This window comes from Burkholderia sp. LMG 13014 (genome assembly GCF_905232215.1).
Classification (GTDB): domain Bacteria; phylum Pseudomonadota; class Gammaproteobacteria; order Burkholderiales; family Burkholderiaceae; genus Burkholderia.
This window is the reverse complement of record NZ_CAJNKE010000872.1, coordinates 1-1,848: the sequence shown is the minus strand read 5'-3', so window position 1 is coordinate 1,848 and position 1,848 is coordinate 1. Positions and strand designations below refer to the sequence as shown.

Below are 1,848 nucleotides of genomic sequence, written 5' to 3'. Positions count from 1 at the left end.
AGCGCGACGTAGAGCCCGAGCAGGCTCTTCACGGGGCCGATCGCCATCCCGAGATAGCTCGAGAACGCGATCAGCGAACCGAGCGGCCAGTCGCCGCGAATCACCCAGTAACCGCCGACGATGAATGCGCCCGCGCGCGACAGCGACGTCAGCGTGCCGGGCACCGACTGCGTGATGAACTCGGTGACCTGCAGCTTCAGCAGGCGCTCCATGTAGCGATCGCCGAGGCCGTCGAGCCGCGCCTGTTCCGCGCGCTGGCGGCCGGCGGCCTGGATGAACTTCATCGCGGGCAGCGTCTCGACGAGGAACGACGACACGTCGGCTGCGCCTTCGCGCACCGATCGCGCATCGCGCTCGACCTTGCGGCGCATCGTGCGCAGCCACAGGATCTCGAACGGAATCAGCAGCAGCGCGAGCAGCGACAGCTTCCATGACAGCGTGACGAGCAGCACCAGCGTGCCGACGAGCCCGATCACGTTCGATACGGCGGAGAACAGCGCGTCGAGCGCGAAGCGCTGGATCTCGGCGACGTCGCCGTCGAGGCGCGACAGCAGGTCGCCGAGGCGGCGCTGGCCGTAGAACGACGGCGACAGCCGCTGCAGGTGCGCATAGACGGCGCTGCGCAGCGAGAACAGCACGCGGCCGGACAGCCGCGTGTGCAGGTAGCGGTTGATGCCGCCGAGCAGCGTGCCGACGAAGCCCGCGAACACCATCGCGAACGCGATCGCCACGAGCATCCGGACATCCTTGCCGATCAGCCCGCGGTCGATCAGCTCCTTCGTGAGCCACGGTTGCGCGAGCGCGAGCAGCGATGCGCAGGCCGACAGCGCGAGCAACCCGGCGATCGCGAGCCGCTGCGGCCGCACGAAACCGTACAGCCAGCCGAGCGCGTGCGCGAGTTGCGCACGGTCGTCGGTCTTCACGAAACGCAGGACGAGCTTCAGCATCGGCGCGACCGGCCCGTCACGAACGCAGCGGACGAACGCGCGCGCGGCCTCATGACTGCAGCCGCTTGAGGCGACGATACAGCGTCGCGCGGCTGATGCCGAGCGTCTGCGCGGCGGCCGCGACGTTGCCGTCGTGGCGCGCGAGCGATTCGCGGATCAGGTCGTCCTCGTGGCGGCGGATCAGCCCGAACGACGCGTCCGGTGCCGGACATACGCCGTCGATGAAGCCGTCGCACAGATGGTCGAGGCCGAGCACGTCGTCGTGCTCGTCGCGCACGGCGAGCGCGGTGCGCAGCACCATCTCGAGCTGGCGGATGTTGCCGGGCCAGCGATGCTGGCGGAACACGTCGGCGAGTTCGGCGTTCACGCTCACGTGCGGCGCGCCGAGCCGCGCGAGCAGCGCCGTGACGATCAGGTCGACGTCGTCGCGTTCGCGCAGCGCGGGCAGCAGCACGTTCACGCCGTGAATCCGGTAGTAGAGGTCTTCGCGGAAGGACTTGTCGCGCACCATCGTCTGCAGGTCGCGGTGCGTCGCGCAGATCACCGCGATGTCGATCGCCTGCTCGTCGCCCGCGCCGAGCGGTGCGACCTTGCGTTCCTGCAGCACGCGCAGCAGGCGCGCCTGAAGGTGCAGCGGCATGTCGCCGATCTCGTCGAGAAACAGTGTGCCGCCGTGCGCCTGCATCAGCCGGCCCGTCATCCCGCCCTTGCGGGCGCCCGTGAACGCGCCGTCGCGATAGCCGAACAGCTCCGACTCGATCAGCCCTTCCGGAATCGACGCGCAGTTCACCGCGACGAACGGCTTGCCGGCACGTGCGCTCGCATCGTGCAGCGCGCGTGCGACGACTTCCTTGCCGGTGCCCGTCTCGCCCTGCACGAGCACGGGCAGCCCGTTGTTGAG

The 1,848-nt window shown here is 69.5% G+C and carries 2 protein-coding genes; both read right to left on the bottom strand.

The window, feature by feature from the left end; translation table 11 throughout:
• Positions 1 to 947, bottom strand: a 947-nt coding sequence (locus JYJ84_RS35660; protein ID WP_205190210.1) for an ABC transporter ATP-binding protein, incomplete at its 3' end; no start/stop codon positions are given.
• A gap of 49 nt (positions 948 to 996) precedes the next feature.
• Positions 997 to 1,848, bottom strand: an 852-nt coding sequence (locus JYJ84_RS35655; protein WP_205172133.1) for a sigma-54-dependent Fis family transcriptional regulator, incomplete at its 5' end; no start/stop codon positions are given.